Here is a 19,965-nt window from a genome sequence, read left to right as displayed (position 1 = left end):
GAAGTAAGATTCTGTCTCGTAATAGTACACCCACATACCGAGTCATTTAAAACCCCAACATCCTCACTCGGCATAGAACACGTTTTGCCTAAATACTGTTCACCTCGTGTCTAAAAATGTAACCATCATGAACTTTGGCTCCATTCAAAACAAAATGCGATATTGATTCAAAATTCTATCGACTTATTAAAGGAACTTGCTCGGGATGACTTGTGCGTTTGACATATTTAGTAATTGACAATCAGTCAATAACTTTCGTCGCGACGCACGAATCAAGACAAACTGCGCCGCGATCCGGCCATCTGCGCAATTATCTTGCTGCGCCACTTCCAAGTCGCGTTAATAGTTTCCTAACCATGCCAAGTATGGCCGCGGGTTGGGTCATGTTGTGCTTACTCAGTGCAGGCGCCCGCGACTGAAGAGATAGCGAAGGAGTGCACGGTCATGGTCAGGCTACTTACATACGGATTTTGGTTAAGCTTAGCCGTCCTGATGTTGCTGCTTGTTGCACAACCTGTAGGTCACGGAACCCGGCTCGGCGTTTCGCTGATCGTCATCGGAATACTAGCGGTGATCATGGTTTTCAGACTCGACGGGGTATGGCGCCACGTCTTCTTGGCATTGTCGAGTATCGTCATTCTACAATATGCCTACTGGCGCACGACGAGTACAATTCCGCCCATTGATGACCTCTATTCGTTTATCCCAGGTGCGATCGTCTACGCCGTAGAAATGTACTGCATCGTGATGCTCGCAATCGGCCTGTTCGTTATTGCCGATCCCATTGAGCAGCCGGAAGCTGCGGAATTCGATCCGGAATCCTGTCCAACCATTGACGTCTTCGTACCCAGCTACAACGAGGACAGTGAAATCCTAGCCCTCACCTTGTCTGCTGCAAAGGCGATGGACTATCCGGCCGACAAGTTCACGGTTTATCTGCTCGACGACGGCGGTACCGACCAGAAGCGATTCAGCGACGACGTGGTCGTTTCATCCCGGGCCAAGGCGCGGGCTGAGGAACTGATGAGCCTCTGCAGCGATCTTGGGGTCGTATACCTGACCCGCACGGAGAACTCCCATGCCAAGGCGGGCAATCTGAATGCGGCCCTCTGGCGCACCAAGGGCGAACTGATCGTCGTGTTTGACGCCGACCACGCACCCGAACGCAGTTTCCTGCGCCACACGGTTGGTCATTTTTCCACCGATCCCAAGTTGTTTCTCGTGCAGACCCCGCATTTCTTCTCCAATCCGGATCCGATCGAGCGCAATCTGGCAACTTTCGGACGCATGCCGTCCGAAAACGAGATGTTCTACTGCAAGATCCAGAAGGGCCTGGACCGCTGGAATGCCTCGTATTTCTGCGGCTCTGCTGCCGTGCTTCGTCGCGAGGCACTGGAAGAGGTTAACGGCTTCTCGGGCATTACCATTACCGAGGATTGCGAAACTGCTCTCGAACTCCATTCGCGCGGCTGGAACAGCATCTACGTCGACAAGCCTTTGATCACGGGCCTTCAGCCCGAGACATTCGCCGGTTTTATCGGTCAGCGCTCGCGCTGGTGCCAGGGGATGATCCAGATCCTGATCTTGAAGAACCCGATGTTCAAGCGTGGTCTCAGCCTGCCGCAGCGGCTCAGCTACTTGTCAAGCTCGATGTACTGGTTCTTCCCGTTCATCCGCGCGACGTTCCTGATCGCTCCAATGCTCTTCATTCTGTTCAATATGAAGATTTTCGTCGCATCGCTGGACGATTTCATCGGCTATACGGTGATGTACATCATCGTCTGCGAACTGGTGCGCGGCTATCTCTACGGAAATGTGCGCTGGCCCTGGGTCTCCGACCTCTACGAATATGTGCAGAGCGTCTTTCTGATCCGGGCTATTGTCGCCGTTATTCTGAGCCCGCGTAGCCCGACATTCAACGTCACCGCTAAGGGCGCATCACAGAAGCATGATCGCATTTCGGAACTCGCGCTTCCCTTCGTCGGCATCTTCGTCTTGCTTCTGGTTACGCTCTTCGTGGCAGCCTATCGCTACAATACCGAACCTGAAATCGCGAACCTTCTCCTCGTTGCCGGCATCTGGAACGTGCTCAACCTTGCCATCGCAGGCGCTGCTCTGGGTGTCGTGACCGAACGCGGCAATAATGACGTCGGTGTCGAACTGCCGGTTCGGGCCAATGTCGAGCTGGAGTTTGGCGAAACCATTCTCAAGGGCGCGATCGTCACCGCATCGGCCCGTCAGGCCAGGCTGATACCGGCCGAAAGGACGACCCGCCAACTCCGCAAGGGCGAGTATGGCCGGCTGCATCTTCTCAATCCTTCCTCGAACATCTTGATCACGAGCATGCCCATTCATATCGCGGCCTCGTCAACGTCCGACGATCATGCGCTTGAGTTGCGGTTCGAGCCCGAAGCCCATCACTTTCCGATCATCGCGGAACTGATGCTGAAGGACATGAAGGTCGTTCGTGCAGAGCGGGAAGTACGGCGCAAGAGGAAGGGGCTGATCTCGGGGAGCATACGTCTCGTCCGCTGGGCGATCACCTGCCCGATTTCCGCCCTGTCCGTCGCCCTCAGCCCTGCGCCGAAAGAGCGGTCGGAAGAGCGAAAGCAGATCGCCAAGCAGCCGCTCGCCATTGCCGCCGCACCTGCACATCACAAGGAGTTCGCAGAATGACCCTCCACAAAGCAGGTTTCCTAACCACATCCGCTTTGCTGTTCCTCGGCTTGGCAGCCACGACCTCGGCCGCCGCCAGCGACACGGGCTTCATCCTTGCACCAAAAGCAAAGCCCGAGGCTCCCGCCAAACGGACGCCCGAAGACACCCGGCAGATGCGTCGGCTGATGGCGGATCGGAACGACCTGTTCATGGGAGGCGAAACCGTCAATCGCGAGTTTGCCTTTCTGGTCCTCCCGTCGGAAATGACCGGCAGCGCGAAGATCGTTCTTGATATCCAATCGGCGATTTCGGTCGCGCCCGAGCGTTCGACGTTGCGGCTGTTCATCAACGATCAGGATCTTGGCACCATTCCACTCGTCTCCGGCGCGCCGCGGCAGGTGGAAATTGAAATTCCCAAGGGGCGGCTGCAACCTGGGTATAATTCGCTGGTGATGCTTGCGGACCAGTTCCATCGGGTCGACTGCTCACTGGATGCAACCTATGAGCTCTGGACGCAAATCAATCCCACCAATAGCGGTGTGTCATTCTCGCGGCGCACGGGTGACGGCAGCAGCGACCTCTCGTCGCTGCTGACCTTTGGCAATGTCAACGGTCGAACAGCCATTCGCATGATCTTGCCGAGGACCGGCACGACCAATGATATCGATCGCACCATGGCCATGGTGCAGGCTCTGGCAATTGCGGGTCAGCTCGACCGACCGGCAATTTCCATGGTTGAGCAACCCGAATCGACCCCTGGCATCGAGATGCTGGTCGGCACCTTCGGCCTGGTCCGTCAGGCTCTCGGAAGCAATGCCGGCGAGCTTAGCGAAGGCGTTCACGTAAAAACCGATCCGGACACCGGCAAATCCCAGTTGATTGCGACAGCAAGAACGGAAGAAGATCTCGACCAGATCATCGCCCGTTTCGAAGTGGATGGTCGCGACCATTATCAGGATGGCACGAGCCAGGGACGGCGGGCCATCGAGAACCGGCGCGGCCGTCTCCTCGAGCCGGCCAGCCGCACGGCGCTATCAGCGCTGGGATTTATCTCACGGCCCTTTCTCGGCCGACACTATGATCAGTCCGTGTCCTTCAACCTGCCGGCCGATTTTTATCCCGGCGACTATGGCGCTGCGACGCTCAATCTCAGTGCCGACTACGCTGCCGGGCTTTCCCCGAATGCCAAGCTGATCGTACGCGCAAATGACGAGACGGTCGCGAGCGTCCATCTTGGGGACGGACGGACGGGTCGCATCACCAATCAACATCTCCCGATTCCGCTGAACAAATTGCGCCCCGGCAGAAATACAATCCGTCTCGAAGCGGACTTGACCGCTTCTGCCGATGCAGCCTGTGACGCCCAGACGTTGACCTCCTCGACGCCGCGCCTTCACGTCAAGGCGGATAGTTCGCTCGACATGCCAGTGTTTGCACAGGTCGGACATTCTCCGGATCTGGCAGTCGCCATGGCCGGCGACTTCAAGGCTGGTGCAAGTGATAAAGAGCCTCTACCGCTTTTCGTCGAGAATCTGCGTCCGGCTTCGCTCGGAGCGGCGGCAACGCTTCTCGCCCGCACGGCTTATCTTTCAAGCCATGTCACGCCGGTTGCCACGACCAACCAATGGCCTTCGCAGCGTGACAGTGCGTTGCTGGCGCTCGGCACGTTTGCCGGCATCGGCCGTCACTCTCAATCCGATATGATGGTTGATCTCAGTCCATCGCTGGACATGGCATCCTCGGCCGCATCCAAGCTGCCGGCAGCGCAGTCGACAGCAAGCCTGGCCTTCGGCACCGACCAGCCAGATTCAACCAAGTCTGCAGATCCGCAGACCAAGGTCGCAGCTTACATAAAGTGGACGGAGGGTCTGGGCATTGCTGCCTTTGAGCGCCTTCGCACGCAGGCCGAAATTCTGAACCTCGTTCCCAACCCGCAGGTCCTTGCTGCTGACCAGAGCTACCAAATCCCGGGCAATACCGATCTGCTTGTCACCCAGCGGATGGCGGGTGACCGCTCGCCCTGGACGGTCATTGTTGGACGTGACGAATTGGTGCTGCAGGAAAGCGTCAACGCCATCAGCCAGCCGCATGTCTGGAGCGGCATCGGCGGCACGGTTCAGGCCTTCGAGCGGACTGGCAAACAGATCGAGCGCAAGGAAGCTCTCCATCAAGAGCTTTATGAGACCAAGCCGCTGTCGCTCAAGAACGGTCGCCTTATCGTCGCGGGCTGGTTTGCCAACAATTCATTGCAGTTCACGATTTCCCAGATCGCCGCCGCAGTGTTGCTTGGCATGTCAACCTTCGTCGTCCTTCGCAAAGGACGCCGGAAGCCATGACATTTCCAAAGACGAAAGGTGCCCTCCTTGCGGTGCTTGCCCTCTTGTCCGGGGAAGCGGAGACCGCAAAAGCACAGGTAGGCGCCGATATCGAGAGCCCTGCAGCGGATCTCGCTGCGGGTGCATGGTTGCTCTATCAGCACAAGTTCATGACGCCGGACGGCCGCATCATCGACAACAAGGCCGGTGACATCAGCCATAGCGAAGGCCAGGGCTATGGCATGCTGATGGCGGTGCTCGCGAATGACAAACGTGCCTTCGACCTCATGTGGAAATGGACCCGCGCCAATCTCATGATACGTGAGGACGGACTCATGGCATGGCGATGGGATGCCAGGGAGAACCCGCATGTCAAAGACACGAACAACGCGTCCGACGGAGACCTCTTAGTCGCCTGGGCTCTACTGAGGGCTTCGCAGAAATGGAAGCAGTCAGATTACAGCAAGGTCGCGCTGCAAATGGCTCAGACCATTTCCAAGCTGGCGACGGCCGAGACAGCGTTCGGCAAGGTGCTGATGCCGGCAATTTACGGCTTCAAAGCTGGCGAGCAACCAGACGGTCCGGTCGTCAATCTGTCCTACTGGGTCTTTCCGGCCTTGGAGGAGCTTGCTCAGGCTTCAAGAGCCTTTCCAGGTCGGGCGCTCGTCAAGACCGGCTTGTCGCTGGTGCGTGACGCACGTTTCGGGCCAGCACAACTGCCCGCTGACTGGATCGGGCTTTCGGCAAGCAGTCCGAAGCCGGCTCAGGGATTTATGCCGCAGTTCGGCTATGAATCCATCCGCATTCCGCTCTATCTCGCTTGGTATTCGACGGATCATCCGGACCTGCTGGAAACGTTTTCCAGACAGTGGAAGCGTTCAGCTGGCACGAAGGGGCTGGCCGTCATCGAACTGACAACAGCGACCGCAACCGCCGCCATGCCCGATCCCGGCTACCGGGCGGTCGCCAATCTTGTCGAATGCAGTCTTGGCCGGCCTGTGAAAATCGAGGAGGTCTCGAACTTCAGTCCGACCGATTATTATCCTTCCACCCTCCACGTTCTCAGCCTCATGGCTATCGCTGAAAGGTACCCGACATGTTTGACCGGCTCTCTCTGAAGTCCGTTCTCCTCGCTGGCTGCTGCCTTGTCGTGCCCATCAGCTACGCGACTGGCGACAACGCCGTCACCAGCCCGCTCGGCACCATTCTTCCAGCCACCGCTCCTGCTCAAACCGTCGCTGTCATGCCGCCGAACATGGCAAGCGTGGGGACAGCAGCGGGGCTCCAGCAGGGCGCCGCGCCAGTCACGCCGGCATCGTTAGGCCAGGCTCAGATCCCGACAGCAGCCGTCGTTCCGGCTGTAGCGTCGCCGCAGGGGCCGGTCACGGCTGTGGTTCCTGCCAGCTTTGCCGTCGCGGCGGCGACGGTCGCGCAACCTGTTGCCGCCAAAGCTGGCGAGAACCCTTTCGCGGCCTCGACAGCGCCACTGCAGGCACCCGCCGCCATAACGCATCCGACGTCCTTCGGCTCAACCTCGTCTGGCGCGTCACAATCGGCGCCAGCGGCTTCGGCTCTGGAGGACACGCTGACCATCGACGAGACGGCACTCCGTTATTACGCGACGCAACGCGACCTGAAGAGGCTTGGCGCCGAGATCCGGCGTTTGAAGGCGCTTTATCCGAACTGGGATGCGCCCGAAAACCTTTTCGACCCGCCGACAAACGTTTCCGAACAGCAACTATGGGAGATGTTCGGTCGCGGTGACTATGCCGGCGTCCACAACGAAGTGGCGCGGCTCCAGGGCGACAATCCGAACTGGAAGCCGTCTGCAGACCTGCAGATGAAACTGGGACTGGTCGAAATCCGCACGCTGATGCAGCGCTCATTTGCACAGCGCAACTGGTCTCAGGTGGTAGAACTCGCTGAATCGACGCCGGCCCTGATGGTTTGCCAGGATATGAATTCGATCTGGCTGACCGCGGAATCGCTGGCGCGCACGCAGGATCTTGCACGGGCTTTCGAACTCTACAAATATGTGCTGACGACCTGCACCAACGGCGACGAAAGGCTGGCGACGGTCCAGAAGGCAAGCCTTATCCTGCCAGAAGCAGGGTTCGCAAACCTTGTGGCCATGGGTCGTTCGCTTCCCGATGGAAGCCTCGAATTCGAAAACGTCTCGCTCGATCCCCTGCGTAGCCGCATGGGTAGCCTAGCGCAGGGCAATCCGGCTGCTGGTGTGGTCACAACGGATCAGCTGCAACGTCTTGCCATTCTCGCCCAGAAAACAAACTCGGCATCGGATGCCGCATTGTTCGGCTGGTATTACTACAGCCAGAAAAGCTGGGAAGCGGCTTACCAGTGGTTTTCTTTCGCGCATCAGGTCGCCGCTGACCCAAAGAGCTTGGAAGGCATGATTCTTTGCATGCGCAATCTCGACCATGAGGTCGAGGCGACGGTGCTGGCTAAGAAAAATGTCGAGCTAACCCCAGAGATCACCAAGATCTATATCGAGCTGGTCGCCGACCAGATGACGGACGAAAAGCCGGCGGTGATGGGGAGCGAGGACCTGAAGCAGTTCGAGCAGCTTGTTCTTGAACATGAGTCCGCGTTGGGCACTCAAGCGCTAGGATGGTACCTATTGTCACAGAAGAATACTGCCGATGCGAGCCGCTTGTTTGACAAATCAGTTTCCTTCGAGCCAACCGAAGGGGGGGTCGTCGGCCAGGCAGTACTAGCCGCGCGCGCAAAGCGCTGGTCAACAGTGTCGGCCATCAAGAAGAAATATGGCGATCGTTATAGTGGACTAGCGGACGTCAACGTATATCAGGCAAAGTACGTGCCGAAAAAGGTACGACCTGTCAGAAAAAAAACACAGCCCGATATGCTTACCAAGCTCTTCGGAAACTACGAGAAAGACGGAAGGGGCAGCAATCGACATGTTGAAAACTGACGCCTGGATCTCGGGCTCGGTACCTAAACGCCCAACGTTGCATTCAATTTGAACTTATTGGATTAATCAGAACATTTTGAGCAAATCTTGTTCCGAGAGCACACGTAGGTCATATTTTCTAGCCAGCCGCTTTTATTTACTCGAGTATCGTATATGGGTGGGTTCGATTCCGAATACTTAGAGTGTCGCCATGGCTCCTCACATCGATAAACGGCAGGAAATAGACCGGAACCTACTTTCTCTATTGCAAACCATCGATCAGGAAAATGGAGCTCTACTCCTGACTGACGAAGAGCTTCTGGAGCTCGAAACTACGGATCATTTCAACAACGCGCGTGAACTCGGACTTATTCGCGTTGATGCCGGCAGCGAATGGAGTTGTGGTGCCGTTGTGTTCCTCACACCCGAAGCTCATTCAACGCTGGGCAAGCCGCACCCTGCGCAGGGCTGGACGGACGTCGTTAGGGCTCTTCTTGGTAGACGGGGCGGAAAGCTTAGGCAGCGATAAGAACCGCCGCCCTGCTCTGAGTCCCAACCGGCCTAATCGGGCTCGGCTATCTGGAGATCTAGACCTATGGGAGCGAAAAATCCAGGTGGGTCGCTGCCGTCCACATAGCACTAGCAGTTCTGCTAATCGATCATGCTGCTCTTAGCCGCTAGGTTCGACTGCGAGAAGGAGGTCACGATGCATAAAATGAAACCTGAAGAAATTCCTGCGTTCGTTGAGGAGGTCGCCGCTACCGGCTGCAACATCACGGGGATCGCCGGCGTAGGCTATGTAATCGGCGATGCCGACCTTCCCAATGATCAGCTCGAGGAGGTCATGCCGAAGCTATCTGCGATCACAGAATACTACGGAAAACGAGACCACCTTCTTAATGACATCATGGAGTATCTCGTATTGATCGGGCGGAGCTATCCGCTTCCAGAATTGCAGTAGCGTATGATCCAACGTCATAGCATGAGGTTAGGGAGGATATGCATGTCGGTATTTACATGGTCACGATCGACGAATCGGGCGCCAAAGCCATGATTATAACTTCATTGCTGCTCTGATCTCCGTTGCGCTGATCGCTAGCGCGACCACATTCGGCGGCGCCGTTGAATACCCAGTTCACTAATATGTCAAAGATGCTGGACTGCAGTCTCGGCAGGGTGGATTTACCATATACCCACCGGCCGAATTGATATGGCTGGCTCGCTAGGGAACGAACAACAACCGCGAGCGGACATCAGATCACCACAGACACCCGCCTCGCCATCAGCGGCATAGGCCGAATTACATTGAATAGCCCCGAGATTTGTAGACGCCTTCTTTCCTAATTTTGAGGCAAGAAGATCACCATGAGCAAATCGAATTTCAGCGAAGAGTTTAAGCGCGACGCGGTGCGTCAGATCACGGAACGGGGCTATCCGGTTGCGGAGGTTTCGCAGCGGCTCGGTGTAAGCCCGCACTCGCTTTATGAGTGGAAGAAGAAGTTCTCCTTAGCGTCTGGGAACCAGGGTAACGACCAGTCCGAAGAGATCAGGCAGCTTAAAAAGGAACTGGCGCGGGTCACGGAGGAGCGCGACATATTAAAAAAAGCGACCGCGTATTTCGCCAGGGATGCACCCCTCTCGACGATGTAAACATCGTCTGCCGGGCAATGAGTGAAGTACGCGTTCGTTGCCCAGCATCAACAGCGGTTCTCGGTGCGAATGATGTGTCGCCTGTTCCGCATCCATCCCAGCGGGTTTTATGCCTGGCTTCGGATGCCCTTGAGCAAGCGTGCCTGTGAGGACAAGCGGCAGATTGATCTGCTCCAGACGGCTTGGGAAGAGAGCGGCAAGGTCTACAGGTATCGCAAGCTTCATGACGACCTGCTCGATCACGGCGAGACATGCTGCCCCAACCGGGTTGCGCGTCTGACGCGGATTGCCGGGATAAAGGCTCAGATCGGCTACTAGCGCCGTCCCGGAGTTTATGGCGGCAGGCCTTCCATTGTCATCGACAACACTCTGGACCGTCAATTCGACGTTGTTGCTCCGGACAAGGCGTGGGTCACGGACATCACCTACATCCGGACCAACGAAGGCTTCGCCTATCTCGCGGTGGTGATCGATCTCTATTCCCGCCGTGTTATCGGCTGGTCGATGCAGAGCCGTCAGACAACGGATGTCGTGCTGCAGGCGTTGCTGATGGCTGTCTGGAGGCGAAAGCCAAAGGAAAAGGTTCTGGTGCATTCGGATCAGGGATCGCAATTCACCAGTATGGACTGGGCAGCGTTCCTGAAGCACCACAATCTGGTTCATTCGATGAGCCGACGGGGCAACTGCCATGACAATGCCGTGGCTGAAAGCTTCTTCAATCTGTTGAAGCGGGAGCGGATACGTCGAAAGGTCTATCGATCAAGAGACGAAGCCAGGCAAGACGTGTTCGACTACATCGAGATGTTCTACAACCCGAAGCGCAAACATGTCAGAAACGGGATGCTGTCGCCCGTAGAGTTCGAAAAGCGGCAGAAAACTTGACCCGAGGGTGTCTAGGAAACTCGGGGCTATTCTGACACTACCGAAGCTCAATAAGGATTAGTGCTCCGTTAGCTAACGAAGTTTACGCTCCCGAAATCGATTGGTTGTAACTTCCTTTCATAATATACGGAGATTACCCTTGATCGAGTTTCGTTCGTGGCTCCAGCGGATCCGCGACACGTTGACGATACGTGTCCAGACAGCGCTGCTAGTAGCTTTTGTCTGTGCTGGCGCCGTTGCACTTGCCGCGGCCGGCGCAGCTTACATTGCTCGAAGCGGAGTGATCGCTGCGGCTGACCGCGAGCTTCAGGCCTTGGCAAGAAACATGGCCGATCGCCTAGATCAACACATGTTCGAACGCTACCGCGAAATTCAGAACATCGCGCACTCCCCGACCCTAAGAGGCGTCTGGCAAGACAATCCTGCAGTTATCCGGGAAACGCTGGAACGCGTTCAATCGAGCTTGCCGGAATATGCATGGCTCGGCTTCGCTACCATGGACGGCAATGTCAGAGCCGCAACCAAGGGAATGCTGGAAAGCGTCTCAGTTAGCAGCAGGCCTTGGTTCGTAAACGGAAGCAAGGCGGCAACTGTCGAGGACGTCCATGACGCAAAGCTCTTGGACAAGCTGCTTCGCACGTCGCCTGACGAAGCCCCGTTTCGATTCGTCGATGTCGCAGTACCCGTGGTCTCAACCGACGGAATTGCCGGTGTGTTGGGCGCCCATATGAGCTGGGCATGGGCTGAAGACGTCAAGCGCACCGTGCTAAGTGGCAGACAGGCCGATGATGCTGAACTCTGGGTGATCGGGCGTGACGGTACGATGCTGATAGGCCCCCGCGACCGTACCCTGACACAAGATCCGGCGCAGGAGGATGTCCAGACCTTTACAGAGGCTGCTTCGGGCGGCGACATGCGCACCTCCATTGTTGCAACGAAGGGGTATCAAACCTATCCGGGCCTTGGCTGGAGAGTCGCAGCGCGCAAACCTGCGCAGGTGATCTACGGTCCAGCCAACGCGCTGGTTTTCAAAATTCTTATCGTTGGCGGACTAGCAGCATTGCTGGCAAGCGCAGTCGCCTGGTTGCTGGCTGGCACGGTTACCAAACCGCTGCACAAGTTGTCGCACGACGTCGATCAGATCGGTCGTCAGCCGGGCGTAACGACAGTCGAAAGACAGCATGGGTCGCGCGAAGTGCTTCATCTATCTGCGGCTATTCGGTCCTTGGTCCGCCGGGTTGGGGTGGCAGAAGCGGATCAACATGCGTCCAGTAGTGCCATGGCGGCGCTGCAGCTTGAATTGGAAAACCGCACGAAAGAGTCTGAAGAAAAAGCGATGCGCTTCGGCGCCGACCTTCATGCGCTGCGGGCATTGGCAGATACAGATGGATTGACGGGCTTACTCAACCGCCGGGCGTTTCTACCTTTTGCGGAGGATGCGCTAAGCTATTTCGAGCGCTACGATCGTCCATTCAGCATTCTAATGTTCGACATCGATCATTTTAAGCGCGTCAACGATACTTATGGGCATGCAGTCGGCGACGAGGTCATCAGAGCGGTCGGCGCTTGCATAAAGGACGAAATTAGAACCACTGACAAAGTCGCACGTTTTGGTGGCGAGGAATTTGTCGTGCTCCTGAGGGAAACTGACGAACTTGTCGCGGAAAAAATGGCGGATCGCTTAAAAAGGAAGATCGCCGCGCTCGAGGTTGTCTCGGGCGACCAGACGGTGAAGTTTACGACAAGCGTCGGATGCGCCGTGAGTGATGAACGCAGCCGTGATGTTGAGGATATCATTCAAAGGGCGGACAAGGCGCTCTACACCGCAAAATCGGCGGGGCGTAATCGGGTGCGAGTAAATCGAGAGATCTCTACCAACAGCGCTGCGGCTTAAGGTCTACCCAGCATTCGTCAAGAACTACCATGCAGACCGGTGGTGCTCGTCCGATTCCATGCCGCAAGGTTCAAATCTGCGTAGTGCTTACGGTGGTAGCGCCGCCCACAAGCAAGCCCACCGCGTATGAATCCGAGACCGAAACATGTTCGAAAATAGAACGGGAGTAGCCCGATCTAAGCATACAGCTCACAAGTTCCGTGACGCGATCGAACGCTTCTTGGTCAACCAGCCTCACACCATCATTCAAAACCTTACGCCTGCCACTCGAAACGACAGCGAGGGTATAACCTTGAAGTAGTCTGCGTCCGTCACGACCCACGTGAGGGATTTATATGAATAGTGATAAAGCCGTAAATCATCTATGGCACGGTTCCAGAACCGCCAAGACATGGCCTTGTCACTCGACTGACTTCCAATACGCTGACAATCGCCTTGGTGTCAGGGGTCTGCCAACTATAGCCGGTGCCTGCAACGGATGTTTCTCGCGCCGCTGGTCGCAAAGCTGCACCTCGTCGTCCGGCGCCCGCTTGAGCAGACGATGTCGCAATATCTGATCGACCGCATCAGATCTCTGCCCAATATCGAACTTCACATGGACTGCGAGGTAAATGCGATCGCTGGCGATCCTGCGACCGGCCTGACCTCTGCAACTATTCACAATCGGGTCGATGGCAGCGAACAAAAACTGCCATTCCACCATCTTTTCCTGTTCATCGGCGCCGATCCCAATGCAAGCTGGATCAGCAATCGCGTCCACACCGACGACAAAGGCTTCATCATCACCGGCCAAGCTTTTGACAAACTCTGCAGCTTGCCCCGCAGTCCCCTGCCCCTCGAAACCAGCCTGCCGAATGTCTTTGCCATCGGCGATGTCCGGGCCGGCTCAACCAAACGTGTTGCAGCAGCGGTTGGTGAGGGTGCAGCCGTCGTCTCGCAGATCCACGCTGCGCTCAGCGTTACGAACGCTTCTGGGTAACGCGTCCTATCTTCCCGAACGCAAACCATCCGCCGGATGCCGGCGGATTGTTCTTTTACCCGGATGCCTGTCCGGCGCTAACGAGATCCCGTCAAAACGATGGTTCTGTAAGTGTTTTTGCATGATGATCGAGCGACATGCGAGCCTAAGATGGTGCCGATACATAGGAACGAACGACCGGCTCGGCGCGCCGCGTCGGCAAGACCTCCAAATTGCTGACCCGTGAAAATTACAACGCCTTGAACCAATTCGAACCAACGACCCGGTGAGAGTTGGTCGTCATCCCCCAAGTTAAGGGGTCTAGCTGGATTCGCATCGCAATCGTAGAGCGGTCCGAGCCATCGATCCGCTCAAGTAGCTCTGCGATCATGTTGACAGCGAAAGGCAGCTCTAGTCCAATATCCTCTTGGAGATATCGGTGGCTCATCCAGGAGTGCGATCGACTAGAGCCATTATGACCATCCCCGCTGCTACGCCGGCTGCGAACAGGCTCAGTCCAAGAGTAACACTCCTGGCTGACAGTCGTCTCGGCTTGGAGACACCGGTATGGGCCTGATTGACAGCTGAGGCCTGAAGCATGTTGTCTTCCTGCATCTGCTCCGAGGATGGTAGGGACTCTCGGGCAGCCGGTTGCGCCACTTCCGAGGCCGGGACGTTGGCGACCGTCACGTGCTGGATATTTTCTTCATCGTATTTCATGGTGAATCCTACGGCGCCATCTGACTTTAACTTCGTGAGGACTTTCCGAGCTGCCTCGACTTCATCCGCGCCTTCCATGAGCGATGTCTGGGTGACGAGGTAATATGGCATGCGGGACTGCTTTCTATTCGCGCGATTGCGGTGTGATCAACCAGAATGACTTGCGCCGTCAAGCGCACCGCAGTCAGTTACCCTGCTCCTCTTCCCAAATCGGCATGGCAGGCAAAGAGCGGGCAGTCGCCGACCGAGCTGCGACCCGTCGTGCGCGCTGATGAGCAAGGGAAACGAGGTTCTGAGAGAAAGAACCCGATCCTTGCTGTGAGTTTTTGAGCGGGTAAGAACATGGCCTCGTCGTCCAGAAGATGGCGTCACCGTTTTTAGTAGTGTTTGGTAGCAAGCCGCGCTCAATGTAACGAGTATGGGGCCGGGAGCAGACTATCCGATGTTAGGGTGTAGCAGGCGACGAGCCGACTTCGGGCATCATGCGCTACTGTCCGAGTTCGACCCCATTGAAGTCAATCCTACTTGATGTCCTGCCATTCGCCGCAATGAAATCGCGTAAGCCGGTCCTATCGAACGGAACGGCGTCGCGGAGAGCTAACGAAGCGCAAGCAACGTCTAGCTCCCGCCTTTTTGATACACCGATACTGGTCGGAAGCGTATCCAATTACGTGGTCTCAATTATCCGCTTACTTCTCGATGACGGTTCCAAGGCTGCTCGCTGGACCCTTCAACGCTGTACATGCTGAGGACCAGGCATTGGCGTCATCGCTAAGGGCAGTTCTCAACCAGGCCAGCGTCATGCGCTTCGTCGCCTCGAGCGCATCCGGCGCCTCGACCTCCGTCTCCTTGGCGTCGAGCCCGGCGATGCCGCCAAGGCCGTGGCCTACTCCGTGAAGGGTCAGAAGCGCATGCGCACCAACCGCGTCATGGTAGGCATCGGCGTGCCACTCCGGGCCACGGGGCGTAAAATGCGGATTGTCGTCTGCCCCGCAAACGACCAGGCTCGGTGTCGTCAGGTGTGAGAAGTCGAGGTCAAAGAATGGAAAGCGCGCGGCGTTCTCTTCTGTCAGATCCTTTCCACCACGTCCGGGAGTGGTGAGAAGTATCCCAGCCTTGATGCGTGGATCGCTAAAAGTCTCTCCGTGGAGTTGCGCGCCCAGGAGCAGGCTCACGGTGTGGCCACCGAAAGAATGTCCTGCCGCAGCGATGCGGTCTTGGTCAAGCCGGCCGGAGACGGCCGGCGCACGCTCTTCTATCTCTGACAGCCGATCGATGACTGTGCGTATCTCCGCGACGCGCTCGCGCCAGAAGAACGGCGCTCCTTCGGCGTCTTCATGAAAGCCGCCGACGCGGGAGCTCGCGTGGGTGGGCTGGATGACAGCAAAGCCGCGCTCCGCCCAGAAGTGTGCCAAATGCGCGTAGCCGTCCTTCGACGGAACGTAGAATGACGGTCCGAATCCATGCGAAAGAATAACGATGGGGAGGCGATCGCCTTCTTCCGGTGCAGTCAAACGCAGTTCCAGAGGCTGCCGCCCAACCATGTCGAGGCGGATCGGCGAGTAGGCTATCGTGAGAGCGGCATCCGGCGTTGAAATACGGCGCGCGGTATCAATCAAATTGTTCGTTGTCATGTGTGGTCTCCTTGTTCGCTGCCAGGATGGACGACGAGAGCAGGATTATCTATATCTGAACGTCCGCACCTGTTTAGTGAAAGTCCGGAAATGTCCGATCCACTCGCCGAGATCGTCTCGCTGCTCAAGCCCATGCCATCGATCGCCAAGCTGGTTACAGCGGGCGGAGCCTGGTTGGTCGAGCGTCGCGAGCTTGGAAGTCCGTTCTATTGTGCGATTGTGGAAGGACGCTGCCTGCTGACGATCGCCGGCAGATCGCCGATCATCCTCGAATCCGGGGATTTCGTTCTCGTGCCGCAAATCCACGCATTCACCATGAGCAGCTTTCAACAGCCTCCGCCAGGCACGTTACCGCGACGGCTGGAGACCGGTCCCGGCGTGTTTTGCCTCGGCGATCCGAGCGCACCGGCCGACGTCACGGCCATGGTGGGTCACTGTTCCTTCTTGGCGAACGACAAGCAGTTGCTGAGCTCGCTGCTGCCGGACATCGTTCATGCCCAAGGTGAACGCCGGCTCATGGATCTCGTCAGGATGATTCACACAGAGATGGTCGGCGGACTTGCAGCGCGGGACATGATCCTCAGTCGGTTGCTGGAAGTTCTCTTCATCGATGCTCTGCGGAGTACAGGAGGGGCTGAGACATCTCCCGGATTGTTGCGTGGGCTTTCCGACATCCGCCTGGCTCCAGCGTTGCGACGCATTCATCAGGACCCCAGCACGGGCTTGTCCGTCGAGGAACTGGCAGAGACCGCCGCAATGTCGAGGTCGGCATTCTTCGACCGCTTCCGAAGGCAGGTGGGCGTCCCTCCGATGGAATACGTGACGGGCTGGCGCATGGCGCTTGCAAAAGACCTTTTGGTTCGGCAGGAGGCGCCGCTGGTCGAGATCGCAACACGGATCGGTTACGCTTCCGCCAGCGCGTTCAGCGTCGCATTCACACGGCATGTCGGCGTGACACCGGGCGTTTTCGCCCGAACAGACTGACCTCGACAGCCCGCCTCGCCGTCCATTTTGCGCTGCTCCTGCGCTGCGATGTCCGCTTCGAAGGCGCACAGGCGACATGAGGCCGCTGTGGAGGCATCCCCGCTTTTGGGGACCCTGACTTGTTGACCGCAACGTCCGCAATGAAGGCGGGATCCTTCGTTGAGCGTGGACCGTAGTTGGCCCTGAGCACGATGTCGACACAGAGTAGTTGTACTACCCTGGGTTCGCCGGAGTTTGCTTGCTTCAATTTATCGGCTACGCCCTGCGAAGCCGCTGGAGCGAACGTCGATGCGCAGGTTCGGACTTGTAGCTGACCACAGATCCTACCCCTATCTGGCTGCATGCTAGAATTGTCGTGGCTGCCCGCGCATCATTTGGTCAACCGAACGAATTCACCATCCGGCGCGCAAACGGATGCGGCAGTGTAGAAGAAGTCTTGACGCTCAAACCCGCCGCCGTCCTCCCACGCGTGGTTGACCTTCTGATCGCACTCCAAGATCTTATCCAGCGGGCTAGACGCGTTCTTGGGCATCTGCACTTTATCCACAAACAGGTAGTGGCTAGTATTGGGATCGTCAGTGCGCAATACGGTGTCGTACTTCAGTGAGGCGGTGTACCCAGCTTGACCCTTGCCTAACTTTTCGCAGAAAACGTCCTTGTTCGGGTGCACTTTCGCCTTGTACTCAAGCGGACATCCGTCTTGCTTAACTTCCATCTGCAGCACGAGCTTGGAGTACTTTCCTAGCTCGAACTCCTCTCCGGGAGATATCGTCATATCCCCTTGACCGGAATTTTGCTGTGTCTTTGGTTGATAGATAACAGTTCCGATGGCTTGCTCTGCGGAGCTGCCAGCCCGTGTAACAAGGATCGATACTTTCTTGTACCAAAAGCCTTGGGCTTGCGTGGGTGTGAAAGTGACTGACTTTGGTTTCATCGGCGCTATGGCCGAGGCAGCGACACCAATAGGAATGGTCTTCAGGCCGACCATCCCCAAGAAAGCATTTTGCGAACTACCGCTAACGGTCACCAGCACTGTCTGCCCGGTCATGGAAACGTTATATGTCATACCGGCCGGCAAGCTCTTTGCGTAACCCGCTAGAAAACGTTCAGCTGCAACCTTGGCGGCACCTGCATTCGTTCCGTTAAAGACGCGTGCGCCAGCGAGCGCCGCGCTATCGGCAACACCCTGTGCGCTAACTTTCTCGCGGGTTGCCAAGGTGTAGTCGATCGCTCCACCGGCAGCTATGATCAGCGGCGTCGCCACAAGAGCCGTAATCATACCAAAGTTGCCACCGCGATCCTGTAAGATATTTCGTATAGTCAAAGTCGTCCCCCCAGCGTGTTCGTTGTTTTTAGAAGTGGGAGGTAAAAACGAACGTAAGGAACACGGTATATTAGACGTCAACACTTGGCGTTGCTTATTGCGGAATTGCTTTATTAGCATTTACTAACTAATAGACCGCCCTCGTAGTCTCGGCCGATCCGCAACTTAGCGAAGATCGCCCTCCCCGACGTCTCACCTGATCCATAACTGCTAGGGAGAGGTCTTCTCCGGCTCCGCGCAACGGCAGTCGTCTTGACGACGGAATGGCCGCAAGTTAGCATCCTGCCGTCTAAAACAGGTTAGGCTCGGGAAGGTTGGCCCAGCCCCCATCAATATGGGTCCTTCCGCTGTTCTCTTGCGGCCCAAGACTACAATGCGCGTGCATGGTGCGCGCGACAATGTGGGAGTTTGGGCATGGAAGCTAGAGTAACAGTGTTGACGCTTGGCGTTAAGGACCTTGAGAAATCTGTTTCCTTCTACCGCGACGGCCTTGGCCTGCCAACGGAAGGCATCATTGGACGTGAGTTCGAACATGGCGCAGTAGCTTTTTTCGATCTTGCTGGTGGCTTGAAGCTCGCGCTTTGGTCGCAGGTAGACGTCGCTCATGACACAGGCTTGCCGCTAGATCCTCCTAGCTCGACGTCTTTCACCATCGGGCACAATGTCTCGACCAAAGAAGAGGTCGATGCGGTTACAGACGCCGCAGGGCGAGCGGGAGCCGAGATCGTAAAAGCCCGGCGACAACTTTTTACGGCGGCTACGCTGGCTATTTCCGTGATTTGGACGGACATCTATGGGATGTCGTTTGGAACCCTCACCTGCTTGCTCCCGCTGACTAGAACTTCGAATATTTATCCACTGTCTGAGACAGCGGTACCGATCAACCGGATGTTCGTAATCTTAATCAACGGGACCGCATCATCAGCTTTGGCAATGCGGCACTAAGGTTCCACGGCAGAGCCATAAGCTACATTCGGGCTAGAACCTTCAACACGCGGAGGATAGCAATCTGATGGTAGATATCGAGATGGTTGGTGGGGTTGTCGAGCAGCAGGATTTAATGCTCGTGAGCTAGGGCCCGGACGATGTGGCCTGTCTGCCTCTTCCCGGCCCGCCCTCGGATACCCATGCGCTGCATAATCCAGACATCCGATCAGTCATGACCGGATGTCTGGAAAGGCTCGATCGATTAGTGAGCTTTCATTTCACTGACGATCTCGTCTGCCTTCAATGAAGACGGGTAATAAGTCGGCCAGTTGGTGACTTCCTTCAGTAGCGCGGCGCGGTCGTTGCCCCAATACAGGTGGTAGTGGTCAGCCTTGTTCGGAGCAATTCCGTGATCGCTGAACTCGATGAACTGAGGAGCGCTGGCATCGCCTTTTGTCTTCTTGTAGATAAACCGGACGCCGCGATTGCCCTTCTTGTAGGTCAGGATTTCCTTGCCGTCATAGGCATAGGTGCCCTTGGACCCCTGGCCCCCCTTGAAGAAGGTGACAACGTCGCCGTCGATAGTAATGCGGTCCACATCCGTCTTGTAACCGACTTCGTACTCGGCGCGGATCTCTTCTACACTTGAAGTGCCCTTTTCAGCCTTATGCTTCCATACTGGATCAAGGGTGCCGTCCTTAAGGTAAGGATAGACCGACTGCCAATCGCCAGCGTAATCACCCAGCGGGCGATCCTTGACCTGACTGTCCTCAAAATAACCGGCGTAGATCTTGGGATCGCCGTGGCTGTGAGCGTGCTCGTGCCCGCTATGGTCATGAGCATCACCGTCAGCGTGCTCGTGGACCTTGCCGCTGCCACCGGCAACCGCAATGTTATAAGGTTTGCCTTCAACTTTGATCGTGCCGACTTCCTTAAGTTCAGTCTTGGAGATGCGACGCACCAATCCGGCATTGGGATCGGTCATGACAATGTCATCGCCCGCCATGGCGATACGCGGACGCGGATCGTTCCAATGCCCATCCATCGAGTAGGGATCTGTCACCTTAGCGCTTTTAGCAAGCTTCCCATC

At 56.7% G+C, this 19,965-nt stretch carries 12 protein-coding genes and 3 pseudogenes; 11 read left to right on the top strand and 4 right to left on the bottom strand.

Features of this window, described 5'->3' with window-relative positions; genetic code table 11:
• The first annotated feature begins 444 nt into the window (after nt 1-444).
• From bcsA to AC0JZ8_RS00345, 9 genes and pseudogenes are all read left to right on the top strand, one after another.
• Nucleotides 445-2,676 (top strand): UDP-forming cellulose synthase catalytic subunit, encoded by a 2,232-nt coding sequence (gene bcsA, locus AC0JZ8_RS00385; RefSeq protein WP_092665482.1) that lies wholly within the window; start codon nt 445-447, stop codon nt 2,674-2,676.
• A complete protein-coding gene (locus tag AC0JZ8_RS00380; RefSeq protein WP_471891305.1) occupies nt 2,673-4,994 on the top strand; it encodes a cellulose biosynthesis cyclic di-GMP-binding regulatory protein BcsB in 2,322 nt (773 codons plus the stop codon). Before bcsA ends, AC0JZ8_RS00380 begins: the two co-directional genes overlap by 4 nt.
• Complete coding sequence (locus AC0JZ8_RS00375) at nt 4,991-6,091, top strand: glycosyl hydrolase family 8 (RefSeq protein ID WP_471891304.1); 1,101 nt, start codon at nt 4,991-4,993, stop codon at nt 6,089-6,091. The genes AC0JZ8_RS00380 and AC0JZ8_RS00375 overlap by 4 nt, the downstream gene beginning before the upstream one ends.
• Nucleotides 6,070-7,923: a hypothetical protein gene (locus tag AC0JZ8_RS00370; protein WP_471891303.1), complete on the top strand. Its 1,854-nt coding sequence runs from the start codon at nt 6,070-6,072 to the stop codon at nt 7,921-7,923. The genes AC0JZ8_RS00375 and AC0JZ8_RS00370 overlap by 22 nt, the downstream gene beginning before the upstream one ends.
• A 190-nt stretch (nt 7,924-8,113) precedes the next feature.
• A complete protein-coding gene (locus AC0JZ8_RS00365; RefSeq protein ID WP_092665490.1) occupies nt 8,114-8,431 on the top strand; it encodes a hypothetical protein in 318 nt (105 codons plus the stop codon).
• A gap of 177 nt (nt 8,432-8,608) precedes the next feature.
• A complete protein-coding gene (locus AC0JZ8_RS00360) occupies nt 8,609-8,863 on the top strand; it encodes a hypothetical protein (RefSeq protein WP_471891302.1) in 255 nt (84 codons plus the stop codon).
• A gap of 404 nt (nt 8,864-9,267) precedes the next feature.
• Nucleotides 9,268-10,434, top strand: a pseudogene (locus AC0JZ8_RS00355) (IS3 family transposase).
• Nucleotides 10,435-10,573: 139 nt separating this feature from the next.
• Nucleotides 10,574-12,328 (top strand): sensor domain-containing diguanylate cyclase, encoded by a 1,755-nt coding sequence (locus tag AC0JZ8_RS00350; RefSeq protein WP_471891301.1) that lies wholly within the window; start codon nt 10,574-10,576, stop codon nt 12,326-12,328.
• A 478-nt stretch (nt 12,329-12,806) separates the two neighbouring features.
• Nucleotides 12,807-13,307: pseudogene (locus AC0JZ8_RS00345) on the top strand (NAD(P)/FAD-dependent oxidoreductase); the annotation flags it as partial.
• 423 nt (nt 13,308-13,730) lie between these two features.
• Here AC0JZ8_RS00345 and AC0JZ8_RS00340 read toward each other — a convergent pair.
• Together AC0JZ8_RS00340 and AC0JZ8_RS00335 are read right to left on the bottom strand one after the other, a co-directional pair.
• Nucleotides 13,731-14,117 (bottom strand): hypothetical protein, encoded by a 387-nt coding sequence (locus AC0JZ8_RS00340; RefSeq protein WP_471891300.1) that lies wholly within the window; start codon nt 14,115-14,117, stop codon nt 13,731-13,733.
• Nucleotides 14,118-14,695: 578 nt separating this feature from the next.
• On the bottom strand, nt 14,696-15,640 hold the full coding sequence (locus AC0JZ8_RS00335) for an alpha/beta hydrolase family protein (protein ID WP_471891299.1): 945 nt from the start codon (nt 15,638-15,640) through the stop codon (nt 14,696-14,698).
• A 90-nt stretch (nt 15,641-15,730) separates the two neighbouring features.
• Here AC0JZ8_RS00335 and AC0JZ8_RS00330 point away from each other — a divergent pair, with 90 nt between their 5' ends.
• Nucleotides 15,731-16,624, top strand: a complete 894-nt coding sequence (locus tag AC0JZ8_RS00330) for an AraC family transcriptional regulator (protein ID WP_471891298.1) — start codon at nt 15,731-15,733, stop codon at nt 16,622-16,624.
• Between the two features lie 370 nt (nt 16,625-16,994).
• Here AC0JZ8_RS00330 and AC0JZ8_RS00325 read toward each other — a convergent pair whose 3' ends face one another.
• On the bottom strand, nt 16,995-17,948 hold the full coding sequence (locus AC0JZ8_RS00325) for a TadE/TadG family type IV pilus assembly protein (RefSeq protein ID WP_471891297.1): 954 nt from the start codon (nt 17,946-17,948) through the stop codon (nt 16,995-16,997).
• A gap of 414 nt (nt 17,949-18,362) precedes the next feature.
• Here AC0JZ8_RS00325 and AC0JZ8_RS00320 point away from each other — a divergent pair.
• Nucleotides 18,363-18,787, top strand: a pseudogene (locus tag AC0JZ8_RS00320) (VOC family protein).
• 350 nt (nt 18,788-19,137) lie between these two features.
• Here AC0JZ8_RS00320 and AC0JZ8_RS00315 read toward each other — a convergent pair.
• Complete coding sequence (locus AC0JZ8_RS00315; protein WP_471891488.1) at nt 19,138-19,827, bottom strand: ZinT family metal-binding protein; 690 nt, start codon at nt 19,825-19,827, stop codon at nt 19,138-19,140.
• Between the last annotated feature and the right edge of the window lie 138 nt (nt 19,828-19,965).

This window comes from Velazquezella soli (assembly GCF_977018685.1).
This window is presented reverse-complemented; position numbering and strand designations above follow the sequence as displayed.

Excerpts from the sequence above, each read along its gene's own strand:
- bcsA (WP_092665482.1), top strand. The coding sequence starts at position 445 with ATGGTCAGGCTACTTACATACGGATTTTGGTTAAGCTTAGCCGTCCTG.
- AC0JZ8_RS00380 (WP_471891305.1), top strand. The coding sequence starts at position 2,673 with ATGACCCTCCACAAAGCAGGTTTCCTAACCACATCCGCTTTGCTGTTC.
- AC0JZ8_RS00375 (WP_471891304.1), top strand. The coding sequence starts at position 4,991 with ATGACATTTCCAAAGACGAAAGGTGCCCTCCTTGCGGTGCTTGCCCTC.
- AC0JZ8_RS00370 (WP_471891303.1), top strand. The coding sequence starts at position 6,070 with ATGTTTGACCGGCTCTCTCTGAAGTCCGTTCTCCTCGCTGGCTGCTGC.
- AC0JZ8_RS00365 (WP_092665490.1), top strand. The coding sequence starts at position 8,114 with ATGGCTCCTCACATCGATAAACGGCAGGAAATAGACCGGAACCTACTT.
- AC0JZ8_RS00360 (WP_471891302.1), top strand. The coding sequence starts at position 8,609 with ATGCATAAAATGAAACCTGAAGAAATTCCTGCGTTCGTTGAGGAGGTC.
- AC0JZ8_RS00340 (WP_471891300.1), bottom strand. The coding sequence starts at position 14,117 with ATGCCATATTACCTCGTCACCCAGACATCGCTCATGGAAGGCGCGGAT.
- AC0JZ8_RS00335 (WP_471891299.1), bottom strand. The coding sequence starts at position 15,640 with ATGACAACGAACAATTTGATTGATACCGCGCGCCGTATTTCAACGCCG.
- AC0JZ8_RS00330 (WP_471891298.1), top strand. The coding sequence starts at position 15,731 with ATGTCCGATCCACTCGCCGAGATCGTCTCGCTGCTCAAGCCCATGCCA.